Annotated in this window: 20 protein-coding genes and 1 pseudogene; 12 read left to right on the top strand and 9 right to left on the bottom strand. The window is 56.0% G+C overall.

The window, feature by feature from the left end:
• Nucleotides 1–33 precede the first annotated feature (33 nt).
• Nucleotides 34–1182, bottom strand: coding sequence for a M20 metallopeptidase family protein (locus BBPC_RS05635; RefSeq protein WP_004222540.1), 1149 nt, complete (start codon nt 1180–1182; stop codon nt 34–36).
• A 132-nt stretch (nt 1183–1314) separates the two neighbouring features.
• Between BBPC_RS05635 and BBPC_RS05640 the strand changes: the two genes are divergently transcribed.
• The 6 genes from BBPC_RS05640 (at nt 1315) to BBPC_RS09920 (ending at nt 5873) form a co-directional block, all read left to right on the top strand.
• Nucleotides 1315–2115 (top strand): Cof-type HAD-IIB family hydrolase, encoded by an 801-nt coding sequence (locus BBPC_RS05640; RefSeq protein ID WP_004222541.1) that lies wholly within the window; start codon nt 1315–1317, stop codon nt 2113–2115.
• A 196-nt stretch (nt 2116–2311) separates the two neighbouring features.
• The gene (locus BBPC_RS05645) at nt 2312–3157 is read left to right on the top strand and encodes a MetQ/NlpA family ABC transporter substrate-binding protein (protein WP_004222542.1); all 846 of its coding nucleotides are present in this window, start codon (nt 2312–2314) and stop codon (nt 3155–3157) included.
• An 87-nt stretch (nt 3158–3244) separates the two neighbouring features.
• Nucleotides 3245–4063: a methionine ABC transporter ATP-binding protein gene (locus tag BBPC_RS05650; protein WP_004222543.1), complete on the top strand. Its 819-nt coding sequence runs from the start codon at nt 3245–3247 to the stop codon at nt 4061–4063.
• A gap of 1 nt (nt 4064) precedes the next feature.
• Nucleotides 4065–4745, top strand: coding sequence for a methionine ABC transporter permease (locus tag BBPC_RS05655; RefSeq protein ID WP_004222544.1), 681 nt, complete (start codon nt 4065–4067; stop codon nt 4743–4745).
• Nucleotides 4746–5247: 502 nt separating this feature from the next.
• Nucleotides 5248–5658, top strand: a complete 411-nt coding sequence (locus tag BBPC_RS05660) for a hypothetical protein (RefSeq protein WP_004222545.1) — start codon at nt 5248–5250, stop codon at nt 5656–5658.
• 77 nt (nt 5659–5735) lie between these two features.
• A complete protein-coding gene (locus tag BBPC_RS09920) occupies nt 5736–5873 on the top strand; it encodes a hypothetical protein (RefSeq protein ID WP_163237493.1) in 138 nt (45 codons plus the stop codon).
• Between the two features lie 288 nt (nt 5874–6161).
• Here the strand turns inward: BBPC_RS09920 and BBPC_RS05665 are convergent, their stop codons facing one another.
• The 4 genes and pseudogenes from BBPC_RS05665 to BBPC_RS05675 form a co-directional block, all read right to left on the bottom strand.
• Nucleotides 6162–6953: an Abi family protein gene (locus BBPC_RS05665; RefSeq protein ID WP_072043451.1), complete on the bottom strand. Its 792-nt coding sequence runs from the start codon at nt 6951–6953 to the stop codon at nt 6162–6164.
• A gap of 9 nt (nt 6954–6962) precedes the next feature.
• Nucleotides 6963–7166 carry a hypothetical protein gene (locus BBPC_RS10065; RefSeq protein ID WP_072043452.1) on the bottom strand — a complete coding sequence of 68 codons (204 nt, stop codon included), beginning with the start codon at nt 7164–7166 and terminating at the stop codon, nt 6963–6965.
• Nucleotides 7167–7420: 254 nt separating this feature from the next.
• Nucleotides 7421–8242 carry an IS3 family transposase gene (locus BBPC_RS05670; RefSeq protein WP_080704293.1) on the bottom strand — a complete coding sequence of 274 codons (822 nt, stop codon included), beginning with the start codon at nt 8240–8242 and terminating at the stop codon, nt 7421–7423.
• Nucleotides 8203–8571: pseudogene (locus BBPC_RS05675) on the bottom strand (transposase); the annotation flags it as partial. The pseudogene BBPC_RS05675 and the gene BBPC_RS05670, both read right to left, overlap by 40 nt.
• Nucleotides 8572–9293: 722 nt before the next feature.
• Between BBPC_RS05675 and BBPC_RS09835 the strand changes: the two are divergent.
• Together BBPC_RS09835 and BBPC_RS05685 are read left to right on the top strand one after the other, a co-directional pair.
• Nucleotides 9294–9671 carry a hypothetical protein gene (locus tag BBPC_RS09835; protein WP_151245239.1) on the top strand — a complete coding sequence of 126 codons (378 nt, stop codon included), beginning with the start codon at nt 9294–9296 and terminating at the stop codon, nt 9669–9671.
• 183 nt (nt 9672–9854) lie between these two features.
• A complete protein-coding gene (locus tag BBPC_RS05685) occupies nt 9855–12524 on the top strand; it encodes a X2-like carbohydrate binding domain-containing protein (RefSeq protein ID WP_033524054.1) in 2670 nt (889 codons plus the stop codon).
• Between the two features lie 149 nt (nt 12525–12673).
• On the opposite strand, the gene BBPC_RS05690 is transcribed toward BBPC_RS05685, so the two are convergent.
• The gene (locus BBPC_RS05690; protein WP_004222555.1) at nt 12674–14053 is read right to left on the bottom strand and encodes an MATE family efflux transporter; all 1380 of its coding nucleotides are present in this window, start codon (nt 14051–14053) and stop codon (nt 12674–12676) included.
• Nucleotides 14054–14395: 342 nt separating this feature from the next.
• Between BBPC_RS05690 and BBPC_RS09925 the strand changes: the two genes are divergently transcribed.
• Together BBPC_RS09925 and BBPC_RS05695 are read left to right on the top strand one after the other, a co-directional pair.
• Nucleotides 14396–14551 carry a hypothetical protein gene (locus BBPC_RS09925; RefSeq protein ID WP_004222556.1) on the top strand — a complete coding sequence of 52 codons (156 nt, stop codon included), beginning with the start codon at nt 14396–14398 and terminating at the stop codon, nt 14549–14551.
• A gap of 104 nt (nt 14552–14655) precedes the next feature.
• Nucleotides 14656–15999, top strand: coding sequence for a tyrosine-type recombinase/integrase (locus tag BBPC_RS05695; RefSeq protein WP_004222558.1), 1344 nt, complete (start codon nt 14656–14658; stop codon nt 15997–15999).
• Nucleotides 16000–16146: 147 nt separating this feature from the next.
• Here BBPC_RS05695 and BBPC_RS05700 read toward each other — a convergent pair whose 3' ends face one another.
• Both BBPC_RS05700 and BBPC_RS05705 read right to left on the bottom strand, forming a co-directional pair.
• Nucleotides 16147–16914, bottom strand: a complete 768-nt coding sequence (locus BBPC_RS05700; protein ID WP_004222559.1) for a Fic/DOC family protein — start codon at nt 16912–16914, stop codon at nt 16147–16149.
• 2 nt (nt 16915–16916) lie between these two features.
• Entirely contained in the window at nt 16917–17108 is a 192-nt protein-coding gene (locus tag BBPC_RS05705; protein ID WP_004222561.1) for an antitoxin VbhA family protein, read from the bottom strand.
• A 117-nt stretch (nt 17109–17225) separates the two neighbouring features.
• Between BBPC_RS05705 and BBPC_RS09645 the strand changes: the two genes are divergently transcribed.
• Nucleotides 17226–17453 (top strand): hypothetical protein, encoded by a 228-nt coding sequence (locus tag BBPC_RS09645; protein ID WP_141639771.1) that lies wholly within the window; start codon nt 17226–17228, stop codon nt 17451–17453.
• An 88-nt stretch (nt 17454–17541) separates the two neighbouring features.
• Nucleotides 17542–18372: a hypothetical protein gene (locus BBPC_RS05710; RefSeq protein WP_004222563.1), complete on the top strand. Its 831-nt coding sequence runs from the start codon at nt 17542–17544 to the stop codon at nt 18370–18372.
• 58 nt (nt 18373–18430) lie between these two features.
• On the opposite strand, the gene BBPC_RS09990 is transcribed toward BBPC_RS05710, so the two are convergent.
• Nucleotides 18431–18955, bottom strand: a complete 525-nt coding sequence (locus BBPC_RS09990; RefSeq protein WP_004222565.1) for a hypothetical protein — start codon at nt 18953–18955, stop codon at nt 18431–18433.
• Nucleotides 18956–18966 lie beyond the last annotated feature (11 nt).

Genomic DNA, 18966 nt, shown 5'->3' on the forward strand with positions numbered 1-18966 from the left:
ACGATCGCGAATTGAAAGCGGACCGCACGCGTGTCACGAAAGTTCGTTGAGCACCGTCAGCGCCGCGTTGGCGTAGAATTCCACGCCGGCCTGCAGTGATTCATCCAGACCGACGAAATGCGGGCTATGCCAATCGGGGCAGCCTTTCTCGCCATTGGAACCGATGAAGGCGAACACCGGCATGGTGACGGGCATGAAATCGCAGAAATCCTCCCCCGCCATCGAAGGATGGATTGGCTCGAGCTGCGCATAGTCGCGCACGTTGTCAGCGACGATTTTGGATAGTTCCATGTCGGAGACGAGCGGATTCTGAAAGTCATCCCAGTCGATGTCTGTGGTAATGCCGTAGCCCGCGGCGATGGATTGGACCTGCTGCTTGAAGCGTTTCTCGACCAGTTCGCCGTCGGACTTATGGAAGTAGCGTACGGTTCCTTGGAAGCTGGCCTTGTCCGGCACGACATTCCACACGTGGCCGCCGTGCAGTTCGGTGATGGACAGCACGAGCGGATGGAATGGTGAGACATTGCGGCTGACGATGGTCTGCAAGGCGAGAATCATTGTGGCGAGCGCCTCGATAGGACCAGTGCCCTTGTGTGGATATCCGGCATGTGAGCCGGCGGCATGCAGAGTAACGTGGAATTTCACGCAGCCGGCCATCATCGGGTCGGGGCCTACGGCGATCTGTCCGGGCGCGTAATTCGGATTGTTGTGGGCGCCGATGGCGGCGGATACGTCGGCGAGCAACCCCGCATCGACCATAGCTTTCGCGCCGAGACCGAGCTCCTCGGCAGGCTGGAACAGCAGTTTAATGGAGCCTTTGATGCGCTTGCGGCGTTTTGCGAGCCAGAATGCGGCTCCGAGCATGTAAGACATGTGCAGGTCGTGGCCGCAACCGTGCATCACACCGTCGTTGACGGACGAGAACGGCAGGCCAGTATCCTCTTGGATGGGCAGACCGTCGATATCGGCGCGCAATGCGATGCGCGGGCCTGGTTGCTCGCCGCGGATCAGGCCGACCACGCCGGTTTCAAGCGGGTTGTTGAGCACTTCGATGTCGTGCGCGCGTAGCAGTTTCTCGATATAGGCACTTGTCTCGTATTCCTTGAAACTGCGCTCGGGATGTGCGTGCAGATAATGACGGATCTCGATGATCTCCGGCGTGATCTCAATATGTTCGCTCATGGTTGACGATTGTAGGCGCAACCGGACGTTTTTCCTATTTTCGTGTTCGTTTTTCGTGCCGACAATGGCGTTTTCCGCAGTTTTTCCCCGTAAGCTGGATGACGTTTTGAACGGATTCACGGGGAGATCGGCATGTCATCGGACATCAAGGCTGCGTTTTTCGATATCGACGGCACTTTGACGAGTTTCGTCACGCATGTGGTGCCGCGATCCACCATCGACGCATTGCATGCGTTGCAGAAAAAAGACGTGAAGGTGTTCATCTGTTCGGGGCGCGCACCCTCCTATATGGGTGTGGTGCTTGACACCATTCCCGTCGAATTTGATGGCATTGTTGGCCTTAACGGCCAGTTCTGCACAACACGCGACGGCCTCGATTACCGTCATCCAATCGACCTGCACGATGTGGAGATCATCACCGACTGGCTGCAATCGCATACCGATGTCGTCGCCAATTACGCGGAAAGCAACTACGGGTATTTCAATCGCATCAACGCCGCTTTGGAACGTACGTGGAACAGCCTTGGCAAAACCGCGCCGAAAATCGACATATGCAATCCGCAGCAACGTATAGGAAACCATCGCACATTCCAGATCAGCCCATATGTGGATAAGGCAACGGAAGCGGAAATCGCCGGCATGTGCGGCAACGTGCGCGGTGTGAGGTGGCATCCCGACTTCACCGACCTGATTCCTGCGGATGGCGGCAAGGCGGTCGGCATGCAGGTCGTGCTTGAGCATTTTGGTTGGTCGAGGGACAATGCGATCGCGTTCGGCGATGGCGGCAACGACGTGGATATGCTACGTTTCGCCGGCATAGGCGTGGCTATGGGCAACGCCACTGACGAACCGAAGACCGTAGCCGATTACGTCACCGACAGTGTCGACGATGCCGGAATCTCGAATGCATTGCATCATTTTGAAATTCTGTAGAAAAGGTTTTTAAGAGTTTTCTTGCGATTCTATAAGACGGTTTTCGCGAATTTCTGCGTTTTTCATGCCCTTTATAAGTATTTTCAATAAGTGAACGCCGTGTTGCCGTCGATGGTTCCTCTATATTGGTCAATCGTTGGGTCCGCCGCGTGGCAAACGGGCGGCCCGTATAGCGAATTGAGAGAGGAACTCAACCATGCGTAACAAGAAGCTTCTCGGCGCGCTGCTCGCCGTCACCACGCTCGCGACCTTCGGTCTGGCCGGCTGCGGCGACTCTGGCTCCAACGGCTCCGCCTCCAAGGAGGATGACAAGACCATCACCGTGGCGGCCTCCCCGACCCCGCACGCGGAAATCCTAAACAAGGCCGTCAAGTCGCTCGTCGAGAAAGATGGTTATAAGCTCGAAGTCAAGGAGTTCACCGATTACGTTCAGCCGAACACCGCCACCGAGGATGGTGAAGTGGACGCCAACTACTTCCAGCACAAGCCGTACCTCGACAACTTCAACAAGGAGAAGGGCACGCATCTGGTGTCCGTGGAGGGTATCCACTTCGAGCCATTCGGCCTATACCCTGGCAAGACCAAGGATTTGCAGAATCTGCAGGATGGCGCCACCGTGGCCGTGCCGAACGACGCCACCAACGAGGCCCGTGCGCTTCTGCTGCTGCAGGATGCCGGTCTGATCAAGCTGAAGAATCCGAAGGACATCAACGCCACTCCGAAGGACGTCACCTCCAATCCGAAGAACCTGAAGTTCAAGGAGCTTGAGGCCGCCGTGGTTCCGACCGTCATCAAGGATGTCGACATCGCGGCACTGAACGGAAACTACGCCATTCAAGCCGGCTTCGACCCGACCAAGGACACACTGGTCACCGAAAAGGCCGACGGCCTGGCCGCGAAAACCTACCAGAACATCCTCGTGGTGAAGGAAGGCAACGAGAACACCGCCAAGACCAAGGAGCTCAAGAAGGCTTTGAAGTCCGACGAGGTGCGCGACTACATCAACAAGAACTACAAGGGCGCTGTGGTGCCGGTCTTCTAAGACCCGCTTCGGCTGCAAGAATTCAATGCCGCAGGTATACTACCCTGCGGCATTCTTGTTATGGAACATCAATAGGAACAGGACATTATGACGATTCAGATCGACCATCTGCACAAAAGCTATGGCAGTGGCGCCGAGGCGCATGAGGTGCTGCACGACATCAACCTGACCATCGATTCGGGTGAAGTCTTCGGCATCCTCGGCTCCTCCGGCGCGGGCAAGTCCACGTTGGTGCGCTGCATCAATCTGCTGGAACGTCCCACTTCCGGCAAAGTGCGCGTCGATGGTGAGGACATCACCGACGCGAAAGGCAAGGAGCTGGCGGACGTGCGTGCCGGAATCGGCATGATCTTCCAGAATTTCAGCCTGTTCCAGCAGCGCACAGTGCTGCGCAACGTCACGTTCCCACTGGAGCTCAACCATACGCCGAAAAACAAGCGCGAGGAGCGTGCCCGCTATCTGCTTGACCTGGTTGGATTGGCCGATCTGGCCGACCGCTATCCGAGCCAGCTGTCCGGCGGCCAGCAGCAGCGCGTGGCCATCGCACGCGCGTTGGCCAACAATCCGTCCATCATGCTGTGCGACGAGGCCACCAGCGCACTCGACTCCACCACGACTGCGCAGATCCTTGACCTGCTGCGCCGCATCAACCGCGAGCTCAACGTGACGCTGGTCATCATCACGCATTCGTTGTCCGTGGCACGCAACATCTGCGACCGTGTGGCCATGATTGATGGCGGACGCATCGTGGAGATGGGCGATACGGAGGAATTGTTCTCCAATCCGCAAAGCGACATTCTGAAAACACTGATCACCGATGCGAAAGTGGAGAACCATCGCCATAAGCATGATTCCGCTTCGTCCGATGAGCAGACGGACTCGCCGACCAAGGAAGAGGTGAAGTGAAATGGGACAGATTATCTCGCAATTCATCGCCGATTATGGCGAACTGCTGGTCGAGGGAGTACGTGACACGATCATCATGACCGCGGTAGCGACGCTACTCGCGTATGTGATCGGCCTACCTGTGGGCGTACTGCTCATCACCTCAGCAAAGAAGGGCATCCGCCCGAATGCGACACTCAACACCGTGCTCGGCTGGATCGTGAACATCGTGCGTTCCGTACCATTCATCATTCTTCTGGTGGCCATCATCCCGTTGACCCGACTGATTGTCGGCACTTCGCTCGGCGTGCCGGGAGCCATCGTGCCGCTGGTCATCACCGCGGCGCCGTTCGTGGCACGCGTGGTGGAGCAGTCGCTCGCCGAAGTGGACGGAAGTCTGGTGGAGGCCGCGCAAAGCTTCGGTGCCAGCAATCTGCAGATCGTGTTCAAAGTGCTGCTGTTCGAAAGCCTGCCGTCGCTGGTGCGCGGCGCAGCACTGACGTTCATCACCCTGTTCGGCTTCTCCGCCATGGCCGGCACCGTCGGCGCAGGCGGTTTGGGCGATATCGCCATCCGCTACGGCTACCAGCGTTACCAGTACGACGTGATGACCGTGGCTGTGATTCTGTGCGTCATCCTCGTACAGATCGTGCAGACCATCGGCGACGTGGCGTCCGACCACATCGACCATCACGAGCGCTAAACCGACGCTTTCATGCTCCTATATGCAAGAATCGGGTCTGAATAATTGTGTTCGGATCCGATTCTTGTATGCGAAGACACTGCTACGTGGTGCGCTTACTTGTTGAGTTCAACAACTCAATCTATGATATAACCTGTTTTTGCTCCGCATTTCCCCGACTCGATGGGAGATGATGGGATTCACGGCAAGGACACTCTACCATGCACCGAAATTCAAGTCAGAAACCAATCAGTATCCGGCTTTAATGGCGGTGATGGTCAGCTCGCCACGGTTCGTGTACCCGAGCGCCGTGAAAAACTCGGATATGCAGGGGCGCACAGTGGTCTCGCTCGGTCCGAGCCGTTTGGCGATATCTTGTTTGGTGGCGCCTAGACAAGAAGGAACAATCCCACTGCCATGTCAGGTATGGTAATCTCAAAACACCGTATAACCTCGAACCATCCAGAACATCGATAAACTACTTCAAAGACAAAAGAGGCGCGGCACGATTGCAGGGGCATTGATGACAGGAACATTACCAAAACAGCATAAAGCGGCGCGCATTATCGAGCATATCGTCCTTGTACTCGCACTGGTCTGGGCCGGCGGCTGTACCCTCATATGGACGCAAATAGACATGCCCCACAGCATCGTGAACACGACATCCTCTGACGGCACCTGCGAAGTGGCCATCGGCGAACTGGGCTCGCCCATGTTCTTCGGCCCAAGCACCATCACGATCAAAGTCTCCTGGGACACCGATTCCAACGTCATCGGAGCCGAGAACGTCACAGAAATCAAGACGGACCTGCACAACGACGGCAAATCATTGGACTCGGACAACTTCACCGTAACCTGGCACGGCAACATCCCGACCGTCACCACCCATGGCGAGGAACAGTCGGACCAGAGCTACACGTTCAACTGGAAATAACCACCCCGGACATCGCGCCTCTCCGAGAATAGTCCTCACGGCCGAGCAGATCCCACAGGGGCATAAGCATGAAAATCATGACTACCATCATCATGCGCGCCTCCGATGATAATCGTGGTCAGCTGTTTTTGGCCTTATTCCAAGGTTTTCAATTTTTGGGAAACCTGCCGATCAGTCTCGTCTTCCACGAGGCACCTACAGGCACCCAAAAATAATCCGGGAACGTTCCACCACCCTGCCGGCGCTCAGCGTCTTCGCCGACCGGCACGGAAAAGTGCAATACCCCCTGTGGTTTCATGATGTTCCGCCTGGGTGGTGCCCAGAAGCATTCGCCCGGCAGCACGTCTCCATGGCGGACAATAGACAGAACGATACGCGGCCCATACAACCGTCCCAGCCGCCAATGGCACCCCGAATCCCACAGGCCTATTGCAGACAGCCCAGATCAGCTGGCTCATAGTCCAAAGCCGCCTGCGACGCCACCGTCCCAATGGCAGGAACGGTCAGCTGCGCAGTATGATTTCCGCCCTGTCGGCCAGTTCCCGTTCGCGCACGCCCATAGCAGACAGGATCGCTTGTCTCCGCGACGGCATGGCGGAGGTCGCCCGTGCGACCAATGCGGAGAAGCGACCGAACAATTCCAAGTAATCGTCCTTGTCAAGCAAATAGCCAAGATCACCGATGGCCTGGTACACGTTCTCGTTAGCGCGCCCATCGTACCGGGCACAATAGCAGCGCTCGTCATGCGCGCACAGGTTGCGGTAGAACACCAGTCTGTTGAAGATGCTGTCCAACCGCTTGATGGTGATACGCCGCGGCCCGTCGTGCGTGTCCGCATACAAACCGGTGAAACTTTCGGCGACCGCCAATCGGACGGCCGGGGACTGGACTTGGAAGAACCATACCGTCTGGCCGAAAGAAAGATGGTTGGCCAGCACCCACAACGGGACCTGGCCGTTGTGGTCTTCCATGCAATGGCGGATATACGCCTTGCCGCCATAGTCGCCCCTGTTGCGCGGGTTGCCGTCCAACTCAAGTATCCGCTTGAAGACCTTGTCGATCAACGCCACGGCGCTCGGACGGCGCCTGGAATCATAATAGTCGGGATTGAGATACGGGTTGACCTCGTCGGGGTGCAGCCTGGTGAACTCATGCGCGCATACTGCCTTGAGCGCGGCCTCCGCCCGTGTGATGGCGGAAAACAACAGTTCACGCAACTCACGGTCGAACAGGAACAGGGCGTACAGATCATCGAAACGCGCGCCCGTCCCGTACCGGTCATCACCAGCGGTCAGGCATGCCTTTCAGTCGAGGAACAAATCCTTGTAGCCATTGACGATCGGATAATAGCCCTCGCGCCTGAGCACATGACCCGCACCGGCATCGACAGCCATGCCACGGGAGCGCAAAATGCGCAGCTGTTCGTCCACACTCCTGTAGGGCTTGCGCAACGACATGAATTCGACCTCCCCCAATCCGGCGATGAAAGCACTGAGGCCACCCCGCATCCACGGGATGGCCTCAGCGAACCGAACGAAGTCCAGCTTATTTCGCTGTTACAGAATAGCGCCGATCCCCCGCGAATGCAACCCAGCCGGACGTCGAGTGAGATGAAACCTCCATATCATTATTCCAAAGGCACACGCCGATCTATCAAGGCCACCACCAGAAAAACCCAAACGCCTCCAAAAAGAGACGACGCACGCCTCCACGAGACTGAATTGCGCCCCGTTTGTTGGACGTTGTTAATTAGGATACAGCCCTAGCCCGCGAGGGACATGCTCCGGAACTCCTCCGGGGTGTGTCCCTCGAGTCGTATCTGACGCCGTCTGGTGTTCCAATGGATGATGTAGGCGTCCAGTTCGCGCTTGAACCGCTCGTACGAGTCGAACTCCCGGCCTCGGTAGAACTCGTCCTTCAAGTGGCCGAACACCTGCTCGGTAGCGGCGTTGTCCAGGCAGTTGCCCTTGCGGCTCATGGACTGGCGGATGCCGAGGCGTTCGAGCTCGTCCCTCCACCATCGGTGCTGGTACTGCCATCCCATGTCCGAGTGCAGGATTGGCTCCGCGCCGGCGAGCAGGCGCCTCTGCTGCCCGAGGTCCGGACTGCGGCTCACGTCCCAGGCCACGATCTCCTTGCTGGCCATGTCGTACACGGGAGCGAGGTACGCCTTGCCGCCCGCGACCTTGAACTCGGTGACGTCGGTCCCGAGCTTGGAGAACGGACGGGCCGAGTCGAAGTCGCGTTCGAGCAGGTTATGCACGTGATCGCCCGTCTCGCCCCTGTACGAGCTGTACCTCCTCCACGGGTTCCTGGAGCGGATGGCGCATCTCAGTCCCATGCGCCGCATGACCCCAGGCACGCTCTTGGCCGACACCTTCCGTCCGAACTCGTGGACCAGGCACATGCGTATCTGTCGGTGGCCGCATCCGTTCGGCGTGCGTCCCCAGATCTCGCCGACCAATGGCTCGAGATCGGCCCGCGTCACACGCTCCGGATGCGACAGGTGATGGTAGTACGTGGATCTGGCCAGTCCCGCTATCCTCAGGAGGTGGTCGAGCCGGTGTCCCCGCCCTGCGAGCAGTCGGACGACGGCGCTTCGCTCGCGCCGCGTGACTTGGACGCCCGCAGGGCCCGGAGTTTTTCCAGGTACGCGACCTTCGCCTTCAGATAGGCGACCTGTTCGGCGAGCTCCTGCTCGCGCGTCGGTTCGGGTCTCGGTTTGGATTCCGAGCCTCTGGGCCTGCCCTTGGGCCTCGGCCCGAGCGCCTCCGGACCTCCGGCCCGGTATTCGCGGCACCAGCGTTCCAACGGCGCGACGCTCGCGATCCCGTGCATGGCCATGACCTCCGCCTTGGTCAGACCGTTCTCGACGTGGTCGCGCGCCGCGGCGACCTTCGTCTCCCCCACGTATACCGTATAGTCAGGAACGCTTTTATACCTGTTCTTATCTTCCGTATGAACCACATACACCGTTGGATAATGAAGACGCGTTCTCTCGGACATCGATACCCCCTTTTATCCCTATCTCGCTTATGTATGGCAGATACACCTCGGAAAAGCGTACTTAGGGGGTATGAGAACAGCTGTCATGACAACCTGACCTGCCATATATAAGCGAGATGTCTCAGGATAAAGCACGGAATCTACCATACGTAAGCGGGATAACCAAGCTTAAGCGCTCGTACGACACATTTTTGTGCACAAGACATCCCTCCGCAAGCGTCATCCGACCGCCTGGTGGCACGTTTCATATGCACAGAGAAAACACAGCCCGCAAACACCACACTCGAAGCATGACGCCAGTGGCTTTAAGGTAGAACCACGCCGATTCTGCTTGCTGATTAAGGTAGGCGATACGGGCTTTCTCTGGCATTCGTTGTCGACGGAAGCCCATTTGGCGGATCGCATGTTCCTCCTTTTCGGGTATGAAGGGAGTGTTCGGGCACTGGAGTGAGCATAACGTAATCATGAGAGAGCAGACAAAATAACTACGGCAGCTTCGATCTTGCGCGTTCCGCCCCTCTCGGTCTTCCCTCGGCGCATCTCTACGAAGTGCTTGACGGTAATTTCTTCCAAGGTGAAATCAGCTAGTGGGGCAAGTGTTTCTGTATCTGTGCATTCTTGGACCATCCGTGTTCATGATCAGTCTCGGGTCGAATCTGGTCTTCTCCGACGCCAACCCTCGCAAGATTGTAAAACGAGGCTGCACCACGCTCATCGCTTTTCTTCTGTTGAATATCGTGCGCGATGGGATTCCCGATGTAGTCGTTGCATTGACTGGCCACCCCAGTACTCTCGACACGTTTGGATACGATATTTTTGCGTCCGATATTCTGGGATTTGCGGGTTTCGTATTCCTGTTTTTCGCACTTGTCAAACATTTTCACATTGTTTCATTGGCTACGCCGCTGATTTCGTTATGCATGTTGACGGTTAACGATCTGATTCCGCCATTGCACAATGTCCATTGGACTTTACGTGCAGAAGCGGCTTGTCGCACGCGCTTCTAAAGCCTGATTTCGCATGCGCACATCCGCAAAGTCACGCAAATACTAGTTAGCGCAACACTACTTGGTGAGATTTGTTCCCGATGTTTTTCGTATAGCACCCTAGGTCAACCCTTTTTGGTATTTTTTCATTGGATATGCCATACGATGGGATATCTTTTCGGAGTATACGAGATTAGGGAAAATATGGTCAACCACCATAAAATGATTAATGCTGCAATCGCAACGCTTGCGACTTGCGCCATGTTGCTGCCGGTAGTAGGCAGCGCCAATGCTAATGAATCCTCGAATACCACCGTACTTGGTGCCGGCTATACGGCCACCAAGATTTCGCACCCCAATGCAGGGCTGGGCGAAGACGACGGTATCGTAAACGTTTTGAACGGTGAATCCATTGATGATCTCACGCAGGGTTTGCCCGAGCGTGGTCAGAACTATTCATGGGCTTCGGCCGGCTACGGCGACTGGATGTATGTGGGCACCTGCTATTCCGCAATGGGTTCCACGCTGAAATACATGGCTAACACCATGGGCACCAAGTATGCCAGCATCAAGGCCGCTTTGGATGTTGCGTTCAACGGCGAGCTGTTCCTCGACAATGGCGAGAACCACAGCTTGCTGCTCAAGATCAACGTCAAGACCGGTGAAGTGAAGATCATCGTCAATGCGATTGGCGGAGAGCATGCGGTCAACGGCTATCGTGCAGCCGTTGAATTCCATGACAAGCTGTACTTTGCTGCCGCCGCAAAGGGTCAGCCGTACCTGCTGGAAGTTGATCCGAACAGTGGTGATGCCACTGAAATCGTGTATCGTTCCGCTGCCATGACCACTGGTCTGAAGAAGGGCTACACTGCTGGTATCCGTGGTTTGACCGTGGTCAACAATCAGCTTATCGCCAGCATGATCACCGATAACGGTGCCACTATTGTGGCTTCTTCCAACCCGTCAGCAGGCCAGGATTCTTTCGCCACTATCGCTACCCAGACCGAGGGCCTGTACAACTATCCGGCATGCGCTGTAACTGATGGAGTGTTCGGTGGATGCGTGTGGGATATGGTCGGCTTCAAGGGCAATCTCTATGTCACTATGGTGACTGGAACCGCGAAGAACAACAAGCAATCCTTCGCACTCGTGCGCGGCACGCAAGATAAGGAAACCGGCAAGTGGACCTTCAAGCCGCTGGTCGGCGATCCGGCAGACGGCGCCAAGTACGAGTGGGGTTTCGGAGCGAGTCGTTCCGGCGCAGCCAACATGGTGGTATACAAGGGCCACCTGTACATCGGCGGCTACAACGATCCGATGAACGCTTTGGAGAAGGCCATGCAGATGGATTTCTCCGACCTGTACAAGGATCTGGAGAGCCCGGTCAACCTGTGGCGTATGGATGTTGACGAAGACGGCAACGAAAACTTCGAAATGCTCGCCGGCGAAGCCAACAACAAGTACTTCGGCGATTCCAAAGGCACCATCGATGGCAATACCATGCTGTCCGGCTTGGGCGACAGCGACGAGCAGAGCCGTCACCTGAACCAGTATGTGTGGCGTATGCAGTCCTACAACGGCAAGCTGTACGTCGGCACCTTCGACATCAGTGATCTTGCATACCCGGCAACCCAGTTCGCCAACGGCGACATTCTGAAGCGTACTCCGGAAGAGTGGAAGAAGCAGATCGAATACATCAAGATCTTCTTCGACTCTCTGAAGAAGAATGACCAGAACGGCACTTCCGGTACTATCGACACGGACTCTCAGGAAGCCTCCAAGCCTTCCGAGTCCGAATCTCAGGAAACCACCAAGCCGAGCGATGATGACATCATGCCGTTGAACGAAGGCGAAGCATCTGAGAGCGATCAAGCTGCACAGGCAGTTGAAGAAGCCGGCAAGACCGACGAAGTGGCCGCTGACGTGGCTACCATGCAGCAGCTGCTGGAGGACATGGGCGCTGATCTCAACTCCAAGCAGACCGACGTGGTCTCCCCTGACGGTGTCGCTCCGCAGGCCGCTGAAACCTACACGCTCGACGATCGTTACCAGTTCCTCGCATCCCTGCAGCGGCTGCTCGACCTGTACAACAAGAACAAGCAGTATCTGCCGGAATTCATTACCAACGAGCTCGACAAGTGGCTTACCGAAGAGAATCTGGAGAACTTCATCGACTTCGTGGGCGTGCTCAGCTACCTGCATTACTCCAACGATGAGACTCGTGGCTTTGACCTGATCGTCTCCTCCGATGGCACGAACTTCCAGACCATCAGCCGTAACGGTTTCGGAGATAACAACAACCACGGTCTACGCGTGTTCGCCGTCACCGATTCCGGTCTGGCAATTGGCACCGCAAACCCGTACCATGGCACTCAGGTGTGGCTGCTGAATGATGGTGAAATCAAGAATGCTGAGCTGACGAATGGCGATGCATTCGACTACGACAAGTATGATAGCGATAAGAAGAGCGCCAACGCCAACGGTCTGACCGTTGGCATCAACCCCAATGGCAATACCGTGGAAGACGTGCAGTACGACTACCAGTCACTGACCGCCGGCACGGATTACACCGTGGCCGATGACGGTTCCATCGTGTTGAGCAGCGCATTCCTCAATGGTCGCGAAACCGGCAGCACCGGTTCTGTGGTGGTGTTCTACAACCAGGGTGCACGCGTGCGTTTCACTGTGACTATCAAGGACAGCACTCCGAACGCACCGAAGAAGGATGATGACAAGCAGAATACGAAGCCTGCCGCACACAAGAAGGCAAACACTGCCAACACCGGTTCCAACGTAATCGGCGTTGTTGTGGTGGTCGCTGTTCTGGTTGTCGCAGCAGGGGCATTGTTCGTGTTCAAGCGCAAGCGTTCCTGAATTGCCAGAGCCTGTTCTTAGGACTCATTCCTAAGTTCGTCCGCATATAACAATCCCGTATGATTCGGTTCGCCGGAATCATGCGGGATTTTTTATTTTGCAGGAATCGCCCATCTCACGTCATGTCAAACTGCCATCACAAGCTGATTTCAATGTGCGATATGCAACCATGTGGAAGTTCCGATACGGGACCCATTGAAAATGGCACGCAATCCTACAAATAACAGATTCACCGCAAGCCACAGCAATGCCATACGCAGCGCGGAAGACGCCTGCATCGCATCGCATATCCAACCAATCGCAGCAAGACAGGGTACATATATTGCAGCCGTCGCCGTACACGTCAATGCAAGATAACGGTAATCCCCTGCCCCAATCAGAATGCCATCAACAGCCCACATCCAACCAGCCAACGGCAATGTCACGCCAACAACCACCATACCGACAGTGAGCAAATGCTGGATCTCAATCGACTGAGAAAACAGCGGGGACGCACACCATCCGGCAATCATCAAACCAATACCGATTACCGTTCCTCCGCATAATCCTGCCCTGCCAGCGATTCTCGTCAAACGCATGGCTTCATCCTCTTGACGGGCACCAATCTGCGCGGCAACCAACGTCTGACCGGCAATACCAATGGCATCAAGCATGTTCAACACGAAATTCCAACTGGAATTCACCACCTGATACGCAGCCAACACTTCCACGCCCATATGCGTAGCCAGCACCACATTCGCCACCAGGCATGCACGCAACGCAAGCGTGCGCAAGAACAACACCGCACCATCGCCAGCACTGTTCAACACTCCTGACAAACGCGGCCGTAAACGGGCACCTTCCGCACGAGTCCACAACATCGCAGGAACAATAAGCAACACTGCCATGAACCATTGCGAAATCAGCGTGGCCACTCCAGACCCAAACACACCCCAACCGAATCCGAGAATAAACAGCAGATCCAGCAACGTATTGAGTATCGCACCCAGCGTAGCAGCTACCAACGTGATGCGAACCTTCTGCAGTCCGCGGAAAATACCGTTGGCCGCATACACCAGCAACATGCCGGGAATACCGAACACCACGGCACGCACGTAGTCAACCGCGTTATGCAGCACACTCCCTTGGGCTCCCATGGCCATGCACAACGGGCGTGCAATAACGAACAGCGCCACAGACACCACCACGCCAATGATTCCAGCCAGCCACAGACCATCAACGCCTGCTTCCAAGCCTTCTCTTCGTTTGCCAGCGCCCAAAAGACGCCCCACCTGCGATGTGGTGCTATACGCAAGGAACACACATAGCCCCACTACAGTGAGCACAATGGTTGACCCGACCGACAGACCGGCGAGCGCCTGCCCGCCAATATGTCCGACGATGGCGGTGTCGATGAGCACGAATGCTGGTTCGGCGATAAGTTGCCCGAACGTTGGTATGGCCAGTGTGAGAATGGTGCTGATGGTGGTGCATGATGCGTTGTTTGCGGTATCTGTTTCGTGAGTATTCTGCGAAGTTGATGTGGTCATAATCGTAAGCGTCTGGCGTGTTGGGGACTACATGTGCAGTGTAAGGTCACGTGTTTCACCATTGCCGTTGATTGCTCAGATTATGACTATGCCTGTTTTGCGCTGTTGAGAATGCCGTTGAAGGTTTTCGCTGATTGTCTGCATAAAGGTAGAGGGGCATATAATTCCCGAACCGCTCGTGACGCATAGTCCAAGCTCCTGCGAGACCCATTCGGCCCTATCCAAACCCTAGTGGATTCCCGAATCCGCCTTCGCAGTAATACTTCATGTGACCGTCGAACTTAGCCCCGAACTCGTCAATGGGCTACCGCCTGGTCTCAAGCCCATGAGACACTAGGAACCATGACTACAGTTATCATGCGCACCACCGAAGGTGACATGCGCATGATGCTTCTTCTCTGGGATGCGACACTAGGAAACAGATCACTGAAGATTGTTGAAATCCCAGTCAAAACCGCTCCAAGAGCCCTGAACAATCCCGATTTTCCCGAAAAATAGAATCCCCACGGCCGAAGGATAGCACCTTATTCAAAATCACCGGCGTAGGCAATTACTCTTTCTTCTAATGGTTTTTCAAGAAGTAGAGAAAGACAAAACAACCGATGGCCAATGGAGACAGGAAAAGACGAAAATGGGGATGCGTCGTCGCCTGCAAAGACGCGGACGGAAGGATCGTCTCCTGGCAGGCCCGATACCAGAGTCCCGTCAATCCCAGGCAAAGAATCTACCGCCGATTCGGATTGGAATTCCAGACCGAGGCGTACCGCTGGCTCGACGAGGAGCACGCGCTCGTCATCGACCATAAAAAGGGGATCCGCAGGTGGACGCATCCGTCGGCGAGGACGATGCACGGCAGGGTCCTGTTCTCCTCATACGCGACGCGTTTCGTCGCCGACCTGCGGAAGAAGGACGGGTCGGAGCTGAGCGGCAGAAGCAAGCGGATCCAGAAGGCGGCGTTGGACAAACTGCTCCCCTGGTTCGGCGAGACGCCCATGTGCGACATCACCGAGGAATTCGTCAACGAATGGTACGCGAAGGCATGCGACGAGGTACGTCCCTCCGCGCTCGAGCACGCGGTCTGGCTGCTCAAGCGCGTGATGAGGGCCGCGACCGAGCGGCAGCCGGACGGGGGTCCGCCGCTATTGTCCTCGAATCCATGCAATCTCGTCACGAGGAAGAGACCGTCCAAAAGACGCGAGCAGGCGCCGATGACCAGGCAGGAGATCGACACGCTGGTCGAGGGCTTCCCGGAATACTACCGTCTGTCGATCCATCTCGCGCTGCTGGTGGGCGGGCTGCGCATCGGAGAGGTCTGCGGACTGCAACTCAGGGACATCGACCTCGACCACAGGCTGCTGTATGTGCGGCATTCCGTGACGCAGGGTCCGGACGATCTGGGCGAATACCGGCTCGACGAGACGAAGACCCCGGAAAGCCACCGAGTCGTGCCCATCCCCGCCCCGGTCTGCCGTCTCATCAGGGAACATATCGACAGGTTCTGTCCCGACAGGGATCCCGACACGATGCTCTTCCACGCGGTCAGGCACCCGGAACGGGTCCTGAACCCGACGACGATCCAACGGCAGTTCCGCACCGCGAGGAAAAGAATCAACCGCGAGGACGTGACGTTCCACTCCCTGCGCGCGACGCACGCGACGATGTTCATGATCCAGGGCGGCACGCTGCGCGAGACCATGGACGAGCTCGGCCATGTGGATGTCGACGTGGCCGTCCGATGCTACCAACGCGTGGTGCCGAGGCACAGGCGCGACGTCGCCGAACGACTGGCGCTCGAATATCTCCCCGCCGGGGATCCGGCCGGCATCAAGGCGCAGATAGCCCAGAAGGAAGAGGAAATCGACCAGCTGCGGCAGACCGTCGCCGGACTCCGGAGAAGACTGGAAGAGCTCGAAGACGACGGAGACGGGCGGAGCCAGTCCGGATAAGCATACCCAAAACCGAAAAACCGAAAAACCGAAATAATGAAAAACCAAAACCGGTGGAGACCGGCATCAAACGGAACAGGCCCACGCATCTAAGCGTTGCGGCATCTGCCGTCGCAACACTTAGATACGTGAGGCGTTATCCGAAAATCATCTCGACCTATGCCTGAGTTTCGGCTTTTCCTGCCCTGGAGGAACGATGGCACGCTGATAGGAGTAATGCTCGCACACATGTTGTCTCTGTGCGGGAGACATGTCGTATGCCTTGTTCGCCGGTTGCGCATACTCACCAAGATGGGCCAGATCATTCGACATGGTCAACGGTTCTGACAACGGCTTGACGATTCTCCTGAACATATCCTCAAGGGGACGCAGGTCGTTTCGTTGCATCCCCGCGATCGAGGCTTGATCGTTCGTCCTTTTGTCGATGAGTCCCCAATCAAAATGCCAGCCGGCCTCGCGCGCGATGATCTCCCAGAAAATGCGTTGCGTCCGCCCGTTGCCCTCACGGAACGGGTGAAGGATGTTGAAGTTGTTGTAGCTGACGCTCAGACGCTTCACGAATTCTTCATGACCGAGGCCTTTGAAAAGATCGTCACCGCGAAGCACCCCCTCGGAGTAGCGAACCCCTATGCTAAACAGCTCCAACGGTTGGAAGGGAAGCCCCTCGCCCTTGCCCATGTCGATGGTTCGTATCTCCCCCGCCCAGTCGTACACGTCCTGGAAGAGGAACCGGTGTATACGGCGAAGCTGTTCCAGCGTCCCCTCCGCAGGTGGGAGATTCTCTCTCAGAATGGCGGCGCGGGCGGAGCAGAGATCGTTCTCCGCAGCCGCCAGCGCATCCTTGTCCGTGGCGCCCACAAGGTTCCGCAGCACGTTCGTTCCTGGAATCAGGTAGGGATCGAAGACACGCGCCATCGTCACTCCAATCCGTAACGGCGACGGGTGCGGGAAAGAAGCTCGGCGCTGCCGATGCTCCCCCGCGCATATTCTCCGGCATCGCGTATGAAGGCCCTCGTCACGTCACCGCCTTCCAGCCGCACGGACTGCACCGACAGTCCGACGTTCTCCGTGCGGCGGCGCATCTCGGATTCAGATATCGTTCCGAACATTGCACCTCCTTTTCTCTTTAGATTCTAGCAAAACCGACGGCCCTTAGACGGAGCCGCGCCTGATTCCGCTCCTAAAGTCCTTCATTCCAGTCGCAATCCTTTCGCCAGATGCCACGCATGACACGTCAGGCACGCCACCGCACCGTCATCGCCCAGAAGGAGCGTCAGATCGGCAAGCTCCGGGACGAGGTGGAAAGGCTCAGGAAGATCCTGCTGGAACGGGATACCGGAACCGGTGAAAACCGGGAAACCGTTTTACCTAAAAACCGAAATACCGAAAGAACTACATACCGAAAAACCGGGATATGGAAACACTGGAAAACCGAGACAAGGAGAAACCGATGAACGAGAAGACCCTCGAACCGATGGTGATCGCGCTTTGAGACTGCTTATATCGTTTTGGACGGAATGAGCGTCAATCAGAAAGTTATGTATGATGGTTTCGCTTATTTATCTCGGTAAGGAGAATCCCATCTCATACAAGACAGTATTCGGCATGGACGCTTTCGATAGACATGACACCGATGGAGGAAACCAAACCGCGGATTCAGCCAGCGATATAAAGGTGTATCCTGAGTCCGCTTCGGGATGTTTGATTAACGACTTGGGCAAGTTGCTGAATATGAATCCGGATTTCTATAGACGACGGATCCGCCGCATTAGACCGGCTGCGATTGCCGTCGGGCTGAGCGCCATTTGCCTGATTGCCATTTTCTTGATTCCAAGTGAATCGAATCCGGTTTTCCAGAATTTCTTCAGCGCACTGTTTGGTTTCTTCCTCGGGTTGGCCTCCTCGGCATATGAGAAGTTCCGCAAATGGGCCGAACGAGTCAATCAGACCATGAAAGACGCTGAAGGAAGTATGCCGATATGGGAAGCCATATATAAGAATTCCATATTCTACGATGAATGCTTCATAACGCTTCCGGCGGCACGCGTATCCCCAACCTGGGCACAAAGAGCATGGATTAAAATCAGGTTCCCCTCATTGTCGCGCAAGTGGCATAAGTATTTTCGCAACGGAATGGCTGAACCTGGTTTGCAGCCATTATCCAATGAGAGGAAACGCAGAAAGCGGCTTCATTACCTGGAGTCGCTAAGCCGATGCGTCTTCATGCTCGAACCGTATCAGGCGACTCTTGATTATCTACTGGACTATTCGGATAAGATCCTCGGGGAGAAAATTCGTCAGGATAAAATCCTAAAGGGATATCTTCAGCCTGTCGAAGGAATCTACATTTACCAAAAAAATGTAGGTAAATGACGCATGCCAAGATACCGGAATACGGAAATACCGAAAAAACGAGATAACGGAATCGGTTTCAGCCCCCGGAATCCATCACCGTACGCCCCTTACCGAAGAGATGGTCGAACAGCTTCTGGCGAGGGGCAGAACTGTCAACAGCAGCAAGCACCAGACCATGCTTGCCATCGCTGCCATTAAAAATGACGACACGGACGACATCGTACAGAAGAAAATACAGATGACCGCAAAGTTCGTGGACGACTTCGCGACGGTTGCCAGGACATAGGCGAACGGGCAGTCCCAGCCCCTCGCTCAACGCCTCCACCGTGATGATGAACCGTATCGGACATTCCTCGGACATGAGATCCACGTCTTTGAGCTCGTCCACGTTGCCGGTGTTGTATGGAGGATCGATGTAGATGCAATCCACTTTGCCTTCGTATTCGGGCAGCAGGGCCTTGAGTGCTTCGAGATTGTCCCCATGGATGACCATGTTGCCGCAATCGGATCCATGCGAATCCAAAACGCTCTTTTCAGGGATGCGTTCGAGTACACGGTACGGCACTTGAGGGTGGTATGCGACCACCTTGTTCTTCCCCATCCACTCCAAGT

The sequence above is a fragment of the Bifidobacterium pseudocatenulatum DSM 20438 = JCM 1200 = LMG 10505 genome (assembly GCF_001025215.1).
In the GTDB taxonomy this organism is placed as follows: Bacteria; Actinomycetota; Actinomycetes; order Actinomycetales; family Bifidobacteriaceae; genus Bifidobacterium; species Bifidobacterium pseudocatenulatum.

What these genes read in the sequence shown, in the direction of transcription:
- BBPC_RS05635 (WP_004222540.1), bottom strand. Translation starts at nt 1,182, where the DNA reads ATGAGCGAACATATTGAGATCACGCCGGAGATCATCGAGATCCGTCAT.
- BBPC_RS05640 (WP_004222541.1), top strand. Translation starts at nt 1,315, where the DNA reads ATGTCATCGGACATCAAGGCTGCGTTTTTCGATATCGACGGCACTTTG.
- BBPC_RS05645 (WP_004222542.1), top strand. Translation starts at nt 2,312, where the DNA reads ATGCGTAACAAGAAGCTTCTCGGCGCGCTGCTCGCCGTCACCACGCTC.
- BBPC_RS05650 (WP_004222543.1), top strand. Translation starts at nt 3,245, where the DNA reads ATGACGATTCAGATCGACCATCTGCACAAAAGCTATGGCAGTGGCGCC.
- BBPC_RS05655 (WP_004222544.1), top strand. Translation starts at nt 4,065, where the DNA reads ATGGGACAGATTATCTCGCAATTCATCGCCGATTATGGCGAACTGCTG.
- BBPC_RS05660 (WP_004222545.1), top strand. Translation starts at nt 5,248, where the DNA reads ATGACAGGAACATTACCAAAACAGCATAAAGCGGCGCGCATTATCGAG.
- BBPC_RS09920 (WP_163237493.1), top strand. Translation starts at nt 5,736, where the DNA reads ATGACTACCATCATCATGCGCGCCTCCGATGATAATCGTGGTCAGCTG.
- BBPC_RS10065 (WP_072043452.1), bottom strand. Translation starts at nt 7,166, where the DNA reads ATGCGGGGTGGCCTCAGTGCTTTCATCGCCGGATTGGGGGAGGTCGAA.
- BBPC_RS05685 (WP_033524054.1), top strand. Translation starts at nt 9,855, where the DNA reads ATGGTCAACCACCATAAAATGATTAATGCTGCAATCGCAACGCTTGCG.
- BBPC_RS05690 (WP_004222555.1), bottom strand. Translation starts at nt 14,053, where the DNA reads ATGACCACATCAACTTCGCAGAATACTCACGAAACAGATACCGCAAAC.
- BBPC_RS09925 (WP_004222556.1), top strand. Translation starts at nt 14,396, where the DNA reads ATGACTACAGTTATCATGCGCACCACCGAAGGTGACATGCGCATGATG.
- BBPC_RS05695 (WP_004222558.1), top strand. Translation starts at nt 14,656, where the DNA reads ATGGCCAATGGAGACAGGAAAAGACGAAAATGGGGATGCGTCGTCGCC.
- BBPC_RS05700 (WP_004222559.1), bottom strand. Translation starts at nt 16,914, where the DNA reads ATGGCGCGTGTCTTCGATCCCTACCTGATTCCAGGAACGAACGTGCTG.
- BBPC_RS05705 (WP_004222561.1), bottom strand. Translation starts at nt 17,108, where the DNA reads ATGTTCGGAACGATATCTGAATCCGAGATGCGCCGCCGCACGGAGAAC.
- BBPC_RS09645 (WP_141639771.1), top strand. Translation starts at nt 17,226, where the DNA reads ATGACACGTCAGGCACGCCACCGCACCGTCATCGCCCAGAAGGAGCGT.
- BBPC_RS05710 (WP_004222563.1), top strand. Translation starts at nt 17,542, where the DNA reads ATGATGGTTTCGCTTATTTATCTCGGTAAGGAGAATCCCATCTCATAC.
- BBPC_RS09990 (WP_004222565.1), bottom strand. Translation starts at nt 18,955, where the DNA reads ATGGGGAAGAACAAGGTGGTCGCATACCACCCTCAAGTGCCGTACCGT.